This window comes from Nocardia sp. CA-145437 (genome assembly GCF_050956485.1).
Taxonomy (GTDB): Bacteria; Actinomycetota; Actinomycetes; order Mycobacteriales; family Mycobacteriaceae; genus Nocardia.
In genome coordinates this window covers 6450412-6467092 of the sequence record NZ_CP191204.1, presented here as the reverse complement: position 1 = coordinate 6467092, position 16681 = coordinate 6450412, and the positions used below count along the sequence as shown (strand labels likewise).

The 16681-nt window shown below is 69.6% G+C and carries 16 protein-coding genes; 9 read left to right on the top strand and 7 right to left on the bottom strand.

Going from position 1 to position 16681, the window contains the following annotated elements; translation table 11 throughout:
* Positions 1 to 19: 19 nt before the first annotated feature.
* Both ACQPYY_RS30120 and ACQPYY_RS30115 read right to left on the bottom strand, forming a co-directional pair.
* A complete protein-coding gene (locus ACQPYY_RS30120) occupies positions 20 to 427 on the bottom strand; it encodes a roadblock/LC7 domain-containing protein (RefSeq protein ID WP_213559341.1) in 408 nt (135 codons plus the stop codon).
* A complete protein-coding gene (locus ACQPYY_RS30115) occupies positions 424 to 3729 on the bottom strand; it encodes an ATP-binding protein (protein ID WP_433591867.1) in 3306 nt (1101 codons plus the stop codon). Before ACQPYY_RS30115 ends, ACQPYY_RS30120 begins: the two co-directional genes overlap by 4 nt.
* Before the next feature lie 331 nt (positions 3730 to 4060).
* Here ACQPYY_RS30115 and ACQPYY_RS30110 point away from each other — a divergent pair, with 331 nt between their 5' ends.
* The 9 genes from ACQPYY_RS30110 to ACQPYY_RS30070 all read left to right on the top strand — a co-directional run bounded on the left by ACQPYY_RS30110 (position 4061) and on the right by ACQPYY_RS30070 (position 12619).
* Positions 4061 to 4750, top strand: a complete 690-nt coding sequence (locus ACQPYY_RS30110; RefSeq protein ID WP_379092714.1) for a response regulator transcription factor — start codon at positions 4061 to 4063, stop codon at positions 4748 to 4750.
* A gap of 88 nt (positions 4751 to 4838) precedes the next feature.
* Entirely contained in the window at positions 4839 to 6224 is a 1386-nt protein-coding gene (locus ACQPYY_RS30105; protein ID WP_357280877.1) for a HAMP domain-containing sensor histidine kinase, read from the top strand.
* Positions 6225 to 6978: 754 nt separating this feature from the next.
* Complete coding sequence (locus ACQPYY_RS30100) at positions 6979 to 8433, top strand: S1C family serine protease (protein ID WP_433594768.1); 1455 nt, start codon at positions 6979 to 6981, stop codon at positions 8431 to 8433.
* A 98-nt stretch (positions 8434 to 8531) separates the two neighbouring features.
* Entirely contained in the window at positions 8532 to 9026 is a 495-nt protein-coding gene (locus ACQPYY_RS30095) for a MogA/MoaB family molybdenum cofactor biosynthesis protein (RefSeq protein ID WP_357280873.1), read from the top strand.
* Complete coding sequence (locus ACQPYY_RS30090; protein WP_379092717.1) at positions 9023 to 9241, top strand: hypothetical protein; 219 nt, start codon at positions 9023 to 9025, stop codon at positions 9239 to 9241. The genes ACQPYY_RS30095 and ACQPYY_RS30090 overlap by 4 nt, the downstream gene beginning before the upstream one ends.
* 245 nt (positions 9242 to 9486) lie before the next feature.
* Entirely contained in the window at positions 9487 to 10161 is a 675-nt protein-coding gene (locus tag ACQPYY_RS30085; protein WP_379092720.1) for an MspA family porin, read from the top strand.
* Between the two features lie 63 nt (positions 10162 to 10224).
* Entirely contained in the window at positions 10225 to 10896 is a 672-nt protein-coding gene (locus ACQPYY_RS30080; RefSeq protein ID WP_379092723.1) for an MspA family porin, read from the top strand.
* 299 nt (positions 10897 to 11195) lie between these two features.
* Positions 11196 to 11876 carry an MspA family porin gene (locus ACQPYY_RS30075; RefSeq protein ID WP_433591866.1) on the top strand — a complete coding sequence of 227 codons (681 nt, stop codon included), beginning with the start codon at positions 11196 to 11198 and terminating at the stop codon, positions 11874 to 11876.
* An 80-nt stretch (positions 11877 to 11956) separates the two neighbouring features.
* Positions 11957 to 12619, top strand: coding sequence for an MspA family porin (locus tag ACQPYY_RS30070; protein ID WP_433594767.1), 663 nt, complete (start codon positions 11957 to 11959; stop codon positions 12617 to 12619).
* 88 nt (positions 12620 to 12707) lie between these two features.
* Here the strand turns inward: ACQPYY_RS30070 and mscL are convergent, their stop codons facing one another.
* The 5 genes from mscL to ACQPYY_RS30045 form a co-directional block, all read right to left on the bottom strand.
* Complete coding sequence (gene mscL, locus ACQPYY_RS30065; protein WP_379092732.1) at positions 12708 to 13109, bottom strand: large conductance mechanosensitive channel protein MscL; 402 nt, start codon at positions 13107 to 13109, stop codon at positions 12708 to 12710.
* 79 nt (positions 13110 to 13188) lie between these two features.
* Positions 13189 to 13836 carry an SAF domain-containing protein gene (locus ACQPYY_RS30060; protein WP_433591865.1) on the bottom strand — a complete coding sequence of 216 codons (648 nt, stop codon included), beginning with the start codon at positions 13834 to 13836 and terminating at the stop codon, positions 13189 to 13191.
* Positions 13837 to 13923: 87 nt separating this feature from the next.
* Positions 13924 to 14238 carry an FmdB family zinc ribbon protein gene (locus ACQPYY_RS30055; RefSeq protein ID WP_433591864.1) on the bottom strand — a complete coding sequence of 105 codons (315 nt, stop codon included), beginning with the start codon at positions 14236 to 14238 and terminating at the stop codon, positions 13924 to 13926.
* Positions 14239 to 14308: 70 nt separating this feature from the next.
* A complete protein-coding gene (locus tag ACQPYY_RS30050) occupies positions 14309 to 14893 on the bottom strand; it encodes a 5-formyltetrahydrofolate cyclo-ligase (RefSeq protein WP_433591863.1) in 585 nt (194 codons plus the stop codon).
* A 47-nt stretch (positions 14894 to 14940) separates the two neighbouring features.
* Positions 14941 to 16596 carry a purple acid phosphatase family protein gene (locus ACQPYY_RS30045; RefSeq protein ID WP_433591862.1) on the bottom strand — a complete coding sequence of 552 codons (1656 nt, stop codon included), beginning with the start codon at positions 16594 to 16596 and terminating at the stop codon, positions 14941 to 14943.
* Positions 16597 to 16681 lie beyond the last annotated feature (85 nt).

Below are 16681 nucleotides of genomic sequence, written 5' to 3'. Positions count from 1 at the left end.
TAGGCAGTGTTCGACTCATCTAGGCAGTGCGGGCGGTGGCCGAGACGACGGAGCCGACCCGGTCGACCAGGAGGGCCATCTCGTAGCCGATGCGGCCGATGTCGTGCTGCTTGTTGGCCAGCACCGCCAGGTGCGAGCCATTGCCGACACTCATGACCAGCAGGTAGCCGCGCTGCATCTCCACGATGGACTGCATCACCTTGCCGCCCTCGAAAAGCTGTGCGGCGCCGGCGGACAGGCTGGCCAGACCGGCCGTCACCGCGGCCAGCTGCTCGCCGCGGTCGGACGGCAGGTGCGGGCTGGTGGCCTGCAGCAGACCGTCCGCGGAGACCAGCACGGCGTGCGAGACCCCGGGCACCTCCTTGGTGAAGCGGGTGACCAGCCAGTTCAGATTCTCATCCGTTGTGGTGCTCTGGGTGTCGGTCATGCATGCCCTCCGTCGTTGTACTGGGAGTCGGCCCGCCCGGAGTGGACGCCGCTGAGATGCCTGCTGAGGCTGTTGCGGATCTCTTCCGGGTCGCGGCCGGTACCGTCGTCCTCCTGGGCGACCGCGCCCGGCACCAGCTGGGCGCCGGGCCGCCGAATCGGCAGGCCGCCTTCGGTACGACTGGTTGTGGTCGGGTTGGCCGCGTCCTCGGCCGCGGCCCAGCCGACGTCCGAAGTCGACGACCAGGCGGCGCCGGTCTGCTGCCCGTCGGCCGGTTCCACCAGCCACTCGGAGACCATGCGCTGGTAGATCGGGGTCGGAGCGCCCTCGACCGGACGCAGGCCGGTCTGCGGCGCGGCCGGCCGCGATCCGGCGGGTGCGGCCTCGTTGCCGCGCGCGGCGTCATTGCCGCGAATAGCGTTGTCGGCACCTCGAACAGCGGCGCCGCCGATATCGCCGCCGGTCACGCTGCCGGGGACGGCGGTGGGCGGGAGCGTGGGGCGGTCGTTGTCGCCGAAGGCACTGAAACCGTTGCCGAAATAGCTGCCGGTGTCCGGGCCGTTGGGGTTCTCGACGTAGCCGCTGCCGCCGTTGCGGGTGCTGGTGATCGGCGCGGTCGGAGCGGGCGGCGGTGCGAAGGACCCGGCCGGTGTGAAGGGCTCCCGCGCCGGGGGCGTGAAGGGCTCGGCCCCCGGGGGCGTGAAGGGCTCGGGCGCCGGTGTGAAGGGCTCGGGCGCCTGCGCCACGGGCTCGGGTGCCGGAACGAGGCGCTCGGGCACCTGGGCGACCCGCTGCGGCATCGGCGTGACCTGCTGGGGCGCGACCCGCTGGGGGAGCGGGGCGACCGTTTCCGCGGCCGGGGCGATCGGCTCCGGCGCGTAACCGGCCGGTTCCTCCGAGTCCGGCCCGGACCCGGCGGCCTGCTCGGAAACCGTATTGTGCTCGGCAGATTCCGTGGACTCGGCGGCCTCGCCCCAGAAGCTCATGGGGGCGGGGCCCTGCGGCGCCGCGGGTTCGGGCCGGACAGCGCTCGCGCCGTAGGCCCGGGCGTCGTCGGGGGTGAAGGCGTCGGTGAATCCGTCGGAGAAGCGATCGGCCTGCTGCTGCGGCGGTTCCGGGAACGCGGGGACGATCGGGTGCTCACCGGTATCGGTGCCCGGCTTGCGCTGCGGCAGGCCGGAACTGGTGGTCGGGAAGCGGCCGGTGGGCGGTTCGGGCAGATTCGGCACCGGCGTCAGCCGCGGCGGGTTGACCACGGGGTTCGGTCCGGTGATCGGCCCGACGGGCGGCGGAATCTGACCCGGCGCCGCCGGAATCGGCCCGGAGGCGGCCGGAATCGGGCCCGAGACGAGGGCCGCGGCCGGGATCGGCCCGGAGGCCAGGGCCGACGGGGGCATGGGCAGCGCCGTGGCCACCGGGTATTGACCGGTCGGGTCGCCGACGCGTTCCGGCGCGGGCGAGACCAGGCTGCCCGGCAGGTGCACGCTGGCGGTGATGCCCGGCTGCTGCACCATGGCGGAGGTGCGGCGCAGGCTCACCGTGATGTGGTGCCGCTTGGCCAGGCGGCCGACGACGAAAAGACCCATGCGGCGCGCGGTCTCGACATTGACCTCGCCACCGGAGGCGAGGCGGTCGTTGATGCCCTGCAGGTCGTCGGCGTTCATGCCGAGGCCGCGGTCGGTGATCTCGATCAGGTAGCCGCCGTCCACCGCGCGCGCCACCGACACCGCGACCGGGGTGGTGGGCGGGGAGTAGCGCAGCGCGTTGTCGATCAGCTCGGCGAGCAGGTGCTCGATGTCGACCGCGGGCTCGCCGGCGACGATGCCGTCGGGCACGGTGCCGATCTCGACGCGCTGGTAGTCCTCCACCTGGGAGACCGAGGACCACAGCATGTCCGACAGCGGCACCGGCGCGAGATGGCCACGGCGCAGCGCGGTTCCGGCCAGCACCAGCAGGTTGTCGCCGTTGCGGCGCATGCGGGTGGCGAGGTGGTCGAGGCGGAACAGCGACTGCAGGCGCTCGGAGTCGTCCTCGTCGCGCTCGAGTTCCTCGATCAGCGACAGCTGCTGCTCCACGAGGGATTGGCTGCGGCGCGAGAGGGTTTCGAACATGTTGCCGATCTGCAGGCGCAGTCGCGCCTGTTCGGCGGCCAGGTGGAGGGCCTGGGAGTGGATGTCGTCGACGGCTCGGGCCAGCTGCCCGATCTCCTCGGTGGTGTGCACGTCGACCGGCGAGATCTCCGGGGTCGCGCCGCCGGCGCGCACCACCTCGAGCTCCTGCGGCAGGTCGATGTGGGCCACCTGCAAGGCGTCTCGCCGCAGGCGGCGGACCGGCACGACCAGCGAGCGGGCCACCACCAGCGCCAGCGCGAGACCGGCCAGCAGCATGCCGATCACGACCGAGGTGTCACGCAGCACGTTGTTGCGCGCCTCGGTGGTGAGCTCGGACAGCTTGGCGCCCATGGTGCCCGCGACGGTGGCGACCTCGGAGGCGTAGGCGTCCGCGCTGCCGCGCAGCGAGTCCTGCATGGCGGGCAGGGTGCCCGGGTCGGGCACGTTCTGCATCAGGATGCCGACACGGGCGCCGGCGTTGTCCTTCAGCGTGTTCGCGTTCTGCGCCGATTCCGGCGCCATGCCGCGGTACACCTCGATCATGGTGATCTCGGCGCCGATGGCGGTGAGCAGCTTGGTCCGCAGCGCGGGGTTGGCCCCGGCGCCCGGCACCGCGAGCATGACGCGCTCCTGGGTGAGCAGGCGCGAGGCGGTCAGGGCGGCGCCGAACTGCAGGAAGGACTGCTGCACCCGGAGGTCGCCGACGGTGGGCGCGCCCGCGAGCGAGTTCTGCGCCCGGGTCTGCACCTCGTCGGCCTGATCGCCGATGGTCTGGGGGGAGCTGGTGCGCAGACTGTTGCGCATGGTCTTCGCGACCGCGATGGCGGTGCCGAGTTCCTTCACGACGCCGGGGTCGGCGTTGGAGGACTTGAGCGCGGTCTCCAGTTCGGCCTGGGCCTGGTCGAACTTGGCGGTGGCGGCGTCGAGGTCGGCGTCCACGTCCTGGTTGCCGCCGACGATGGCGGCGACCGCGAGTTCATTGGTGCTGGTGAGGAATTTGACCGTGGGGCGGAGCACGTCCATCTGCTCCGAGGCCGCGCTCAGTTTGGAGATGGTCTGCAATTCGCTGTTGATGCGCAGTACCGCGAAGGTCGCGGCGAGAAGCACCGGGAGCACCAGCACGATGCCGACCTTGCGGGTAACGGGCCAGTTGGACAGGCTGAATTGCCACGACCGGGGTGCTGCTTCCATCCCGCTTCCGTCGCCTCCGCTTTCACGATTGACCCCCGGGTACGTATGCGGTTGTACGGCTTTGGGGTCGAGCCCGCGCAGAACCAACTAAGGGTCTTCTTTTCCGGCCTGCAACATACCGCGTGAGCTGAGTAACGGCAATTCGGAAGACGTAGTGTATAAGCCTCCGAATGCGGGCTTGCCGCAACGGCTTTCGCGTCGAATTGGGTGACATTGCAACCACTCGGCATCGGCCGTTCGTAAAACACGCAGGTCATCTGCCTCACCCATCCGGCGTGTCGGAAGGGCCCTTCTCAGTGGACTCTCAGTCGTTGTGGGCAGACTGGTTGCCATGCGCATTCTGGTAGTCGACGACGACCGCGCGGTTCGTGAATCGCTGCGTCGCTCGCTGACCTTCAACGGGTACACCGTCGACCTCGCCGTCGACGGTCTGGACGCCTTGGAGAAGACCGCCAGTCAGCGACCCGACGCCCTGGTCCTGGACGTCATGATGCCCCGGCTGGACGGGCTCGAGGTGTGCCGCCGGCTGCGCAGCACCGGCGACGATCTGCCGATTCTGGTACTCACCGCACGGGATTCGGTGTCCGAGCGGGTCGCCGGGCTGGACGCCGGCGCCGACGACTACCTACCCAAGCCCTTCGCGCTGGAGGAACTGCTGGCCCGGCTGCGCGCCCTGCTGCGCCGCACCGCCGGCGACCCGGTCGACGCCGCCTCCGAGGCCATGTCCTTCGCCGACCTCTCGCTCGACCCCGTCACCCGCGAGGTCACCCGCGGCGAACGGCCGATCAGCCTCACCCGCACCGAGTTCTCCCTGCTGGAAATGCTGATGGCCAACCCGCGCCGGGTGCTCACCCGCAGCCGCATCCTGGAGGAGGTGTGGGGCTACGACTTCCCCACCTCCGGCAACGCGCTCGAGGTGTACATCGGCTACCTGCGCCGCAAGACCGAAGCCGACGGTGAGCCGCGGCTCATCCACACCGTGCGCGGCGTCGGCTACGTGCTGCGCGAGACTCCTCCGTAGGCAGGCGCTCGTGGGTAGAAGCGTTCCCCGGCGGACGGTGGTCGCCGGACTCGGATCGCGGACGGAGCACGACGGGCTGCGGCCGCCGATGCCGCTGACCCGTTCGGTGTCGCTGCGCTGGCGGGTGACACTGCTGGCCGCCTCGGTGGTCGCCGTCGCCGTCGCCTTCACCTCCATCGCCGCCTACGCCATGGTGGCCCGGTCGCTGTACGCCGACGTGGACTCGCAGCTGCGGGCCCGCGCCTCGGTGATGATCGACAACAACCTCGACAGCCTCGGCTTCCAGTCGCTGGTGTTCGCGGGGCTGTACTCCAGCGATGTCGGGGTGGCGCTGGTGTTCGCGGACCAGTCGCAGTACGTGCCGCCGCAGACCACGATTCCGCCGATCGGCAATCAGGAGCGGCAGGTGGCCCGCGGCGAGATCGGGTTCTCACTGCGCACCGTCGACGACCAGCGGGTGCTGGCCCGCCGCACCCACTCCGGATCCACGCTGGTGGTGTCACAGCGGCTGCAACCCACCAAGGAAGTCCTCGACCGGCTGGCCTGGCTGTTGTTCGTGGTCGGCGGCTGCGGGGTCATCGTCGCCGCGGCGGCCGGAACCACCGTGGGCCGCACCGGGTTGCGACCCATCGCCCGGCTCACCGCCGCCACCGAACGCATCGCCCGCACCGACGACCTGACCCCCATCCCGGTCACCGGCGACGACGAACTGGCCCGGCTCACCGAGAGTTTCAACACCATGCTGCGCGCCCTCGGCGAATCCCGGGAACGGCAGCGCCGCCTGGTGGCCGACGCCGGCCATGAGCTGAAGACGCCACTGACCTCTTTGCGCACCAATATGGAACTGCTCATCGCCTCCTCCCGGCCGGGCGCGCCCCGCATCCCCGACGAGGACATGGCCGAACTGCGCTCGGACGTGATGGCCCAGATCGAGGAGTTGTCCACGCTGGTCGGCGATCTCGTCGATCTGGCCCGCGAGGACGCCCCGGAAACCGTGTACGAGCGCATCGACCTCGGCGAGATCGCCGAACGCGCGCTGGAGCGAGTCCGGCGGCGGCGCACCGGAATCGATTTCGAGGCCCAGCTGCGGCCCTGGTTCGTCTACGGCGACGAACCCGGCCTGGAACGCGCCCTGCTCAATGTCCTCGACAACGCCGCCAAGTGGAGTCCGGAGGGCGCGCAGGTGTTCGTCACCATGCGCGAGAACGGGCGCGGACTGCTCGAGTTCGCCGTCGACGACGCCGGGCCCGGCATCCCGCCCGCCGAACGCGAGCTGGTGTTCGAGCGCTTCTACCGCACCACGGCCTCGCGCTCCATGCCCGGCTCCGGGCTCGGCCTGGCCATCGTCAAGCAGGTGGTGACCAAGCACGGTGGCACCATCAACATCGACACTTCCGACCGAGGGGGCGCGTTGATCCGTATCGTTCTGCCTGGAGAAAGCGCACCGCCCCTGCCCGCCGAGGCGGACAACTGAACCCGGAAAGCTCGGCGAAAAGCAAGCACGGTCTCAGTCCACTCTCAGTCGTTCCCGCCAGGCTTGGCGACGAGACTCGAGGAGAAAACGAGAAATGACCGAGGATTCGAACCAGCGGGGCACCGAGCCCGAAGGCCAGGCCGCCGACCACGCCGCCGCGGCCGGCGCACCCTCCGGGCCCGCCGGCGCGCAGCCCGCCCCCGGCGGCCAGGCCCCCGGTTCCGACCGCCCGGCCTCCGGCTCCGACACCACCGCGTCCGGCCTGCCGAAGCGGGACCCCGCGGGCGCTCCCGCGGCCGACTCCTTCAACGGCTTCGCGGCCGCCACCCCGGGTTCGGCTCCGGCGCCCGGCGCGTTCCCGTCCCCGGCGCAGCCCGGCCATCCCGGAGCGCCCGCGGCGGGTCCCGCGTCGAGCGCTCCCGGTACGCCCGGCGCGCCCGGTTTCGGTGCGGCGCAATCGTTCTCCGGCGGGATGCCCCAGGCTCAGGGCAGCGATCCGCGGGCCGATCAGCCCGCTGCGGGCGCGCAGCCGCCCGCTGGTTCGGCGCCGGCCTTCGGTGGTCCGGGCGGGACGGCGTACGGCGTTGCGGGGCAACCGGGTTCGGGTGCGGTCGATCCGGCCACCCAGGTGCTGCCCGGTGCGGCGCACCCGGGTTTCGGCGCGCCGCAGGGTGGCCCCGCCTACGGGGCGGCTTTCGGTGGCGCACAGCCTTATTCGCAGCAGTACGGTGGTGGGAATCCGCCGACCGGGGAGATTCCGGGCGGGGGTTACGGGCAGGCGTACGCGGCGTCGGGGGCCGGGTACGCGGCCGGGCAGCAGCCCACGCCCGCTACCGGACAGCCGCCGACTGCCGGGACAGGACAGCGGGCTGCCGCCGGGGCGGGGCAATCGCCCTACGCCACGGGCCAGCAGCCCACGTACGCCACGGGCCAGCAGCCCGCGTACGTGACGGGGCAGCAGTCGGCGTATTCGACGGGGCAGCTTCCGGCTTATGCGGCGGGTCCGCATCCGACGCAGGTGATTCCGGCCGTGCCCGGTGGTCCGGGTGGGCCCGGGATGCCGGGTGAACCGGGTCTGGCGTACGGCGGCGCGCCGGGGCCGAAGCGGTCCGGCCGCACCGGTCTGGTCGCCGGCGCGGTCGTGCTGGCGCTGCTCAGCGGCGGTATCGGTGGCGCGGTGGGCGCGTTGGCCACCCACAGCAGCGATCACGGCACGGTGAGCAATGCGCTGGATCAGCCCGCGGGCAACGGCAAGGCCGCGCCCGCGCCGGAGGGTTCGGTGCAGGCGGTGGCGCAGAAGGTGCTCGCGAGCGTCGTCATGATCCGGGTCGCGGGCGCGCGGGCCGAGGGCGAGGGCTCCGGGGTGATCCTGTCCTCGGACGGGCTGATCCTCACCAACAATCACGTGGTCAGCGGCGCGGGCCAGAACGCCAAGATGGATGTGGCGTTCAATGACGGCTCGACCGCTCCGGCCACCGTGGTGGGCGCGGACCCGGTCTCCGACATCGCGGTCATCCGGGTGACCGGCAAGTCGGATCTGAAGCCGATCGAGCTGGGGCAGTCCGGCAATCTGCAGGTGGGTCAGGGCGTGGTGGCGATCGGTTCGCCGCTGGGCCTGGCGGGCACGGTGACCAGCGGTATCGTCTCCTCGCTGAACCGTCCGGTCTCCACCAGCGGCGAGCCGGGTTCGCAGGGCACGGTCATCGACGCCATCCAGACCGACGCGGCCATCAACCCGGGCAATTCCGGCGGTGCGCTGGTCGATATGAACGGCAAGCTGGTCGGCATCAATACCGCCATCGCCACCATGGGCACCGCCGAGTCGGCGGGCGCGCAGAGCGGCTCGATCGGCCTGGGCTTCGCGATCCCGGTGGACACCGCGCGCCGCGTCGCCGACGAGCTGATCAAGAACGGCAAGGCCACCTACGCCCAGATCGGTGTGACCGTGCGGGCGCAGGACGATGTGAACGGCGCGCGTGTGATGGACGTGTCGCCCGACGGCCCGGCCGCCAAGGCGGGCATCCCGAAGAACGCGATCATCACCAAGATCGACGACCAGATCGTGGACTCGGGCAATTCACTGATCGCCGGGGTGCGCTCGCACCGGCCCGGTGACAAGGTCAAGGTGACCTACACCGACGATCAGGGCAAGAACCCCAAGACTGTCGAGGTCACCCTCGGCGAAGCAGCCGCGGAGGGCGGACGATGAGCAACCGTGTCAATGGCAGGGAACCGGTACCGGCGATCCGTGTCACCTCCGACGGGGGATGGGAGCTGTTGTCGGACAAGGGCGCTACGGTGAGCACCATGGAAATCGATGCCGCTGTGGCGGGCCGTGCTCTTGTCGTGGTCGTCGACGATCGAACCGCCCATGGCGGAGTGGACTCGCTGGGTCCGCTGGTCACCGAGCTACTCACCGAGGCCGGGTTCCTGGTGGACGCCTCGGTGTCGGTGTCGGCCGATGAGGTGGAGATCCGCAATGCCCTCAATACCGCGGTGATCGGTGGTGTCGACCTGGTCATCTCGGTCGGCGGCACCGGTATGTCCCCGCGTGACGTGACGCCGGAAGCCACCGAGGAGGTGCTGGACCGGGTGCTGCCCGGGATCAGCGAGGCCCTGCGGGCGTCGGGTCTGGCCTCGGGGTCGCTGGACGCCGGCCTGTCGCGCGGTCTGGCCGGGGTGTCGGGCAGCACGCTGGTGGTGAACCTGCCGGGTTCACGCGCCGCGGTCCGGGATGGCATGGCCACTCTGGGCCCGCTGGCGAGCAAAGTCATCGATGAATTGTCCGGTCTGTCGGAATGACCGACGCCGACACACCTGATTCACCCGAGTCGCCCCGTCCGGCCGAGCGCCGGGCGGGGTCTCGTCGTCTGACCCCCGCCGAACGCGCCCGGCTCGCGCGCGTCTTCGGCGACGAACTGCCGTCCACGACCAAGGACGAGCGCACTCCCGAGCCGGATTCCGTTCAGTCCTCCGATGATTGGCTGCGCGCGCAGAAGCCGCCCCATCACGGTTGAGATTCGCTTACATCACGGCTGCCGGGAATTAGCCATCTCTCGAAGGCCGTGATTTGACGCGCCGTTATCAATTTGTTGCCAAACAGTAGCTGTTGTGGCTAAAATCTCCTCTGGGTCAACAAAGCTACGGTTGTAAAGAAAATGAGCAGCGCGCTTGATAGTTGCTCTTGCCGAGTTCTGTGCCGTAGTGGCTCTCTTCAGCCCCGGTGGTCGGGGTTGTCCGCAAAAAAACTGATGAGGGAACAATGAGCGAGAACCGGACTGCCGGTTTGCGTTGGACCGCGCGTGCCGCGGGCATCGGCGCAGCCGCCTCCGTGGCTTTCGGCCTGCTGTCGACCGGCGCCGCCAACGCCGACACCTTCGTACCGTTGCCGGACGGTCAGAAGGTCGGACCGGGCGTGACCATCAACCGTCTCGGCGAGCACGCCGTCATCTCGCCGTCGCTGTCGGCGAACGGCGCGGGGCGCACCGCCTGGCTCTCGGGCAAGGTCGTCGCCGACGTCACCGAGACCCCCGCGGGCACGGTCGGCCCGAACAACGGCCCCACCAACGGTCCGGGCACCAACAACTCCTCCACGCACGGCGCCTCGCAGGTCAACACCGGCTACATCATCGGCTGCCAGGTGAACATCGCCGACAACGCCATCTCCGCCGGTGTCTCCGGTGGCGTGAGCCTGACCGGCGCGAACGCGGGCGGTTCCATCGGCGTGAACCTCGGCCCCGGCCAGGTGACCTTCCTTCAGATCAACTCCAAGGACATCCTCGACGCGGGTCGCTACTCCATCGACTACAAGGATGTGCCGGTCGACGTGCAGGGCTGCGCGGGTTACGCCCAGGCGCGCGCCTACACCGTGGTCGAGATCATCGGTGACCACTACTCGAAGACCACCCTCTACGGGCAGCCGTTCAGCCTCGGCTGACGTGTGGTCAGACAACCGATTCATCTCTCGCACAAGCGAATTCGACCCTAGAGGGAAACCATCATGAACGTTCGCAAAACCATGGCGCGGGCCGCCGGGATCGGCGCCGTCGCCACCGCCGCCCTGGGCCTGTTCTCCACGGGTGCGGCCAACGCCGACACCTTCGTGCCGCTGCCGGGCGGTTCCATCACCGAGACCATGGACGACGGCACCGTCGTCACCATCTCCATGACCGGCGAGTCGGCCAACATCAACCCGTCGCTGGGCTCGACCCCGCTGCACCGCAACGCCTGGGTCTCGGGCAGCGCGCGCGTCGAGCTGTCGGGCACGCACGGCGATGCCGGCGGCAAGATCGTCCCCGGTTACGTGGTCGGCTGCCAGGTCAACATCTCCGGCGGCGGCGCCAACGGCGGCCCGAGCGCGGGCGCAAACTACGACGGCTCGAGCCCGTCGGCCGGTGCGAATGTCGGCGGCAACCTGACCCTGGGCCCCGGCCAGTCGCAGGCGTTCTACGTCCTGGATCAGGAAGCGCCCGACGATTTCGGCAGCGAGGCGCACTACAAGCGCAACAAGTTCTCGGGTAACTCCGGTTCGGTGACGTGGTCGGATGAGACCATCAACCTGAACGGCTGCGGCGGTTACGCGCAGGCGCGCTCGTTCATCGCGGTTCAGGTCGAGACCGACCATGTGATCACCGCCTACACGCTGTGGGGTCAGCCCTTCAGCCTCGGCTGATCAGTTTCCGCTCAGCGGAATGCCAAGGGGCCCGGTGCGATTAGCACCGGGCCCCTTTTGCTATCCACGACTTTCTCTGGATACCTGCGGGTTTGTGTCGGCGAGTGGTCGATCCTGTTCGCTCACGTCTCAGAGCTCACAGCTGTGATGTAAAGTGCCCTCCGTCGCTACGGGAAAAGAATTCGTAACGAGTAACACAGTGGCAACAATGTGGCGACAAACTCAATCGGGGATTCGCAAGAGTCCCATTTCAACCTCGGTGGTCGAGGTTGACCGCAAGAAACCTGATGAGGGGAAGTATGAGCGAGAAGCGCTCCCACGGTCTGCGTACCGCGGCCCGTTTCGCGGGCATCGGCGCGGCTGCTGCCGTGGCCATCGGCCTTTTTTCCACTGGTGCCGCTAACGCTGACACCTTCGTGCCGTTGCCGGACGGCCAGAAGGTGAACCCGGCGGGCACCGTCACCATTACCCGGACGGGCGAGCACGCCATCGTGTCGCCGTCGCTCGCTGCCAACGGTGCCGGCCGTGTGGTGTGGGTGAGCGGCGCCGCCTCCGCGGTGGTCACCGAAACCCCCGAGGGCACAGTCGGTCCGAACAACGGCCCGGTCGGTATCCCCGGCAGCAACAACTCGTCCACCCACGGCACCTCGCAGATCAACACCGGCTACATCGTCGGCTGCCAGATCTCCATCGGTGAGGACGCGATCTCGGCCGGTGTCTCCGGCAGCATCAACCTCGACAGCGCGAGCATCGGTGGTTCGATCGGCGTCAACCTCGGCCCCGGCGAGGTGGCGTTCGTCCAGATCGACTACAAGGACATCACCAAGGCGGGCACCTACTCGGTCGAGTACCGCGACGCCGAGATCCAGATCCAGGGCTGCGCGGGCTACGCCCAGGCGCGTGCGTACACGGTCGTCGAGGTCATCGGCGATCACTACTCCAAGACCACCCTCTACGGCCAGCCGTTCAGCATCGGCTAAGTGGTCTCCGCCCGCCAAATCCTTTCTCGCGCAAGCGAACCAAATCTGAGGGACAACCAGATATGAACATCCGTAAGACAATGGCGCGGGTGGCCGGTGTCGGTGCCGTCGCCACCGCGGCCCTTGGCCTGTTCTCCACCGGTGCGGCCAATGCCGACACCTTCGTGCCGCTGCCGGGCGGCGAGCTCACCCAGACCCTGTCCGACGGCACCGTGGTCACGGTGAAGCTGGTCGGCGAGTCCGCCAACATCAGCCCGTCGCTGGGCGCCACCCCGGTGCACCGCAACGCCTGGGTCTCGGCGTCGGCGCAGGTCAACATCTCCGGCGACACCACCGCGACCGGCGGCAAGATCTACCCCGGCTATGTCGTGGGTTGCCAGGTCACCATCGACGGCGGCGGCGTCAGCGGTGGTGCGGAAGGCGGTGCGAGCTGGGACAGCAGTGGCAACGCCACCCCGACCGGCGGCGTGAACTCCGGCGCCAACCTGACCCTGGGTCCGGGCCAGGCCAAGTCGTTCTACATCCTCGACCTGGAGATGCCGGACGACTTCGGCCACGAAATCCACAAGAAGCGCAACGCTTTCAGCGGCACCAGCGGTTCGGTCACCTGGTCGGACGAGACCATCGGCCTGAACGGCTGTGGTGGTTACGCCCAGGCGCGCGCCTTCGTGAGCGTCGAGGTCGAGACCGACAACGTGATCAGCTGGGTCACCCTGTGGGGCCAGCCCTTCAGCCTCGGCTGATCTACACCCCGGTGTAATCCGAACGGGCCCGGCGCTTTTCGCGCCGGGCCCGTTTTGCCTTGTGATGCAGGGGAGTTCGCGCCGCGGGTCAGAGTTCGTGCCGCCCGCCCGCGCTGCGCTCCGCGAGCAGGTCCCGGATCTCGTGCAGCAGTTCGTTGTCGGTGAGCACGTCGTCCGCCTTGGCGCCCCACCTCTTCTTGGCCTTGGTGGCCGGGACCACCAGGATGAAGTAGAGCAGGGCCGCGATGATGACGAAATCGATGGCCGCGGTGATGATCGGCCCGATCGCGATGAAGGTGGCGGGCTTGTCGGCCACCAGCTGGAAGCCCAGCCCGAGCTGATTGGTGCCGCCGAAGACCGCCAGCAGCGGTGTCACGATGCCGTCGGTGAAGGCGGTGACGACCGCGACGAAGGCCGTACCCATGACGACGGCCACGGCCAGGTCGATGACATTGCCGCGCATCAGAAAATCTTTGAAACCCTTGAGCATTGCCGAAACTCCTCTACCTGAGGGATCGAACGCAGAATGATGGGGTTGTGAGGCGATGCTAGTTCACCGATGCGCCGGTTCAGTGGAACACGACCGTGAGCGCCGTCCGCAGCGAGGCGGCTGCCACCGCGGTGGCGCGTCGGGAATCCAAGGCGACCAGCACCACCCGGTCCGTGCGCCCGCGGGTTCCGTCGGCCTGCGGCACCAGCACCACGGCGGCGTCGGCGGCCAATAGCCGTGCGGGACGGCCGGTCCCGCCGGTGTCCTCGCCCGCCACCACGTCCACCCGGTCGCCGGTGCGCAGGATCTCGGCAACGGCGTTGTCCGCCAGGCGGATCGGGACGATGCGCGCATCGGGGGAGCCCGCCGCCACGGCGGCCAGTCGCGGGCTCAGCACCCGCACCTCGGTGAGGATCTCCCCGGCTGTGAGTGCGGCGGCGAGGGTGGCCCCGCGCACCCGCGCGGCGTCGCGCACGGCTCCGGCGGGCAGGGTCGCGGTCTCCCGGTCGGCGGTGCGCAGATCGCCGTCGCCGAGCACCTGCCCGGGCGGCAGCTCCCGCGCGGCGACCAGGACGGGTGTCCGGTCCGCGGATGGATCCGGGCGTACGGCCAGGAAGGCCGCCGCCATGAGCAACGCGACCGCCCCGGCCCGCCGCAGTAGCACCGAGTCCGCCCAGGTCAGGCGGCTACGGAACTCGTGCGGGAAAGCTCGATACGGTCGCGTCACGGGGGCAGCGTACGGTCGCCCCGACACCGGCACGCCCGGGCCGGACCCGGGCTGTGGATAACGAAGAGCCTGTGGAGAAAGCTGCGATCAGGCCGCGGAGGTGCTGGAACCGCTGGACGACGAGGTCGAGGTGCTCGACGTGGACGCGCTCGACGCGGTGGAGCTCGACCCGCCGTTGTCCGACGAAGAGGACGACGGCTTGGCCAGTTCGGAGGAGGTGGAGCCGTTACGGCTGTCGGTGCGGTAGAAGCCGCTGCCCTTGAAGACGATGCCGACCGAGTTGAACAGCTTGCGGAGCTTGCCGTTGCAACGGTCACACGTGGTCAGTGCGTCATCGGAGAAGGACTGCACGATGTCGAACTTGTTGTCGCACTCGGTGCATGCATACGAGTAAGTAGGCATCGGGAAACCTCCACGCTCTTCGTCGAATTAGCACTCTACAGCTGGCAGTGCCAACGCTGCCAATCGGGTGTCAATTCCCGGCTCGATCTCCGAGGCGGCGCAGCCCGCCGAACGGGGTCAGTGCCCACCCCATTCGATGGTCGTGTGACTCCTCCGGCAAACGGTCCACGAGTTCGTCGTCGCGCACCACGGCGATCAATCGCGCGTCGGCGCGCGCGGCGTTCAGACTTCGATCGTAATAACCGGCTCCGCGTCCCAATCGGACCCCGCGCCGATCCACCGCGAGCGCCGGAATCAGAATCGTCGAGGCCGTCGAGATTCCGTCCGCGACCGGGTCTCCGTCCGGTTCGCGCAGCCCGAACCGGCCGCGGCGCAGCCCGTCGGGCCCGGTGTATTCGGCCCAGGCGAGCGGCCCGGGTTCGCCGGTGACCGGGAGCAGCACCCGGGCGCCGGCGGCCCGCAGCGCGTCGAGCAGGGCCACCGAGCCGGGTTCGCCGCCCACGGGCACGTAGGCGCAGACCCAGCCGCTGTCCGCGAGCCGTCCGGCCGCGGCGGCCAGCGCCGCGGCCTCGCGCTCGCGGACCTCGGCGGGCAGGGCCTTGCGGCGCGCGAGGATCTCCGCGCGCCACGCCGTCTTGTCCCGCTCGTCCGTCACGCTTCCACCCTAGGGCGGCCGCTCTGGGCGATCCGCGCCCGCCGCGCTCAGCGGTCCGCGCGCGGCCGGGTCAGGGTGAAGGTGTCGACGGCCTTCAGCTCGCTGGTCGGCCCGGTGAGGGCGTAGTAGGTGCCCTTGATGGTGGTGTTCCCGCCGGGTGTGCCGGGGTCGACGTCGAAAGCGCAGAAGCCGTAGGGATGTTCGGCGTCCTTGAACGCCGACCAGGGCGCGTCCTCCAGCACATACGTCGGGACCTTCTTGCCGGTCGCCGGATCCGCGTTCCCGACGGCGGTGATGACCCGGCACCTGTCGCCCGGGAAGAACAGGTGATTGGACGGCACCGAGGTGCCACCCCCGCCGATCACCAGGTGCACGGTGCCCTTCCCGGTGTCGACGACGTCCTTGCGGGTGTCGGCGGGCTTGGGGGTGAGGGTCTCGGACCCGGTCGTCCCGCGCACGGGATGCGAACGCTCGTAATGGTGTTCGTGCCCGCACAACACCAGGTCGACCTGATATTTGTCGAACAGCGGCAGCCATTCGGCGCGGATGCCCAGGTCCGCGCCGTTGGCCTTGTCGGCCGAGGAGATGGCGACCTGGTGCATGAACACCACCACCCAGTCGATGCCCTGGTCGGCGCGCGCCCCGGCCAGTTCGCTTTCCAGCCAGCGTTTCTGGGCTCCGCCGGAGTAGCCCTTGACGTAGCTGTTGCCGCCGTCCTGCAGGCAGACGTCGTCGTTGGCGACCGCGATCACCCGCATGCCACCGACGGTGAACGAGTACCACAGTCCCTGGGCGTGTTCCTCGCTCCCGGCGTCGGGGACGGTGAAGTAGGTCTGGAACGCCTGGTAGCCGATGGGCCCGTTGCCGAGTTCGTTCTCGTGGTTGCCGGGGGCGGGCATCCAGGGCCGGTAGCGGGCCGAGCGAGAGTTGTTGGCCCACCAGTCGTTCCAGGTGCGGATGCGGTCGGTGGACAGATTGGCGTAGCAGAGGTCGCCGTTGACCAGGTTGAACAGCGGGGCCAGTGATTCCACCGCGGAGGTGATGTCGCCGGCGTACTGGGAGCCGAGGTTGTCGTTGAGGGCCTTGCCGTCGACGATCTTGCCGACGGTGGGTGTGCCCTGGTCGCCGAAGCTGGTGAACCGGAACTTGGCGCGCCCGACGGGCGCGGTGCGGATGGTGCCCAGTTCCGGCGGCGCGCCGTCGTGCCCGGCGGCGTAGACGTAGTCGGTGTCGGGGGACAGGCCGGTGAGCCGGGCGTGGTGGGCCTGGATCTCGATGCCGGACTTGGCATCCCGGTAGGTGCGGGTCCGCGCGGAAACCGCCGTGCCGAATCCGGAGTCGGCGGTGCCGTAGCGCACGGTGGGCGCGCTGACCGATCCGAGGGTGTGCCAGGTGACCACGACCTCGCGGGCCGCGTCGGCCCCGAACTGGAGGTGCAGCCCGGAGACCCGGGGCGCGGCGGCGCGGTCGGGGGTGGTGACGAGTTCGGCGGAGCGAGGCCAGGCGGCGGCGGTGGATCCGGAGCTCTTCAGCGCGACCGCGCCGCCCGCGCCGACGGCCAGTCCGGCCAGGCCCGCGACGGCGGAGGCGCCGAACAATCGGCGGCGGCTGACCGCCCGGGTGGTGTCAGGGGTGCTGACAGTAGGTGTGTCGGGGTTGTCCGGCGTGGAATCGGGGTTGTGGGAATCCTCACGATCGGTCATGGGTGTCAGTCAACAACCAGTGGGTACGAGGGAGGTCACAGTGCGACGAACGCCAAATGAAAAGAACGGGTCGGTCGGTGAGAAC